This is a genomic window from Vibrio sp. 1557 (genome assembly GCF_033340175.1).
Classification (GTDB): domain Bacteria; phylum Pseudomonadota; class Gammaproteobacteria; order Enterobacterales; family Vibrionaceae; genus Vibrio; species Vibrio alginolyticus.
In genome coordinates this window covers 1-1,106 of record NZ_JAWOVZ010000250.1, presented here as the reverse complement: position 1 = coordinate 1,106, position 1,106 = coordinate 1, and the positions used below count along the sequence as shown (strand labels likewise).

At 48.9% G+C, this 1,106-nt stretch carries 2 protein-coding genes; both read left to right on the top strand.

Annotation, left to right across the window (positions count from 1 at the left end):
* A partial coding sequence (locus R7070_RS26275; protein ID WP_318141526.1) for a glycosyltransferase occupies positions 1-533 on the top strand: 533 nt, incomplete at its 5' end.
* A gap of 22 nt (positions 534-555) precedes the next feature.
* Positions 556-1,106, top strand: a 551-nt coding sequence (locus R7070_RS26270) for a Mur ligase domain-containing protein (RefSeq protein WP_318141525.1), incomplete at its 3' end; no start/stop codon positions are given.

The following is a 1,106-nucleotide window of genomic DNA, read 5'->3' as shown; positions in this document are numbered from 1 at the left end:
AAGGACCAATTCGTATTCTTGTTATGGGCGGCAGCCAAGGGGCGCGTATTCTTAATCAAACATTGCCAGCGGTGATGGCAAACTTGGGACAAGACTACTGTATTCGTCATCAAGCAGGCAAAGGCGCAGCGCAAGAAGTGCAAGCCGCTTATCAAGCGAACAATGTTGCTAATGCAGAAGTGACCGAGTTTATCGATGATGTTGCACAAGCGTATGCGTGGGCAGATCTGTTAGTGTGCCGTTCTGGCGCACTGACGGTATCCGAAGTCTCAGCAGCAGGTGTAGGCGCGATTTTTATCCCGTTCATGCATAAAGACCGTCAACAGGCACTGAATGCCGACCATTTAGTGGAATGCGGTGCTGCGAAGATGATTGAACAACCTGATTTAACCGTGGAGTCTTTGACTCAACAGATCCAACAATTGGATCGCCAAGCTTTACTTTCAATGGCTCAAAAGGCACGCAGTGCCGCAAAATTAGATGCTGACAAAGTTGTCGCACAAGCCATTGTCGCTTTGACCGAAAAGCGTTAACGAATTATTGAGAATCGAATTAATGACTATCCAACATACACAAGACTTAGCTCAGATTCGCGCGATGGTACCAGAAATGCGTCGCGTGAAATGCATCCACTTCATCGGTATCGGTGGTGCGGGCATGAGCGGCATTGCTGAAGTTCTTCTAAACGAAGGTTATGAAATCACGGGTTCAGACTTGTCTGAAAACCCAGTAACCGAGCGCTTAGTGTCGAAAGGGGCAACCGTATTTATTGGTCACCAAGCAAGTAATGTCGAAAAGGCTAGTGTGGTAGTCGTTTCCACAGCGATTAACGAAGAAAACCCTGAAGTCATGGCGGCTCGTGAATTGCGTATTCCTATTGTTCGCCGAGCAGAAATGTTGGCTGAACTGATGCGATTCCGTCATGGTATCGCTGTTGCGGGCACACATGGTAAAACCACCACCACAGCACTAGTCACACAAATCTATTCCGAAGCAGGCCTTGATCCAACGTTTGCAAACGGCGGTCTAGTAACGAGCGCGGGCACCAATGCGCCCTTGGGCTCTAGCCGTATTTTGATTGCAGAGGCGGATGAGAGCGACGCCTC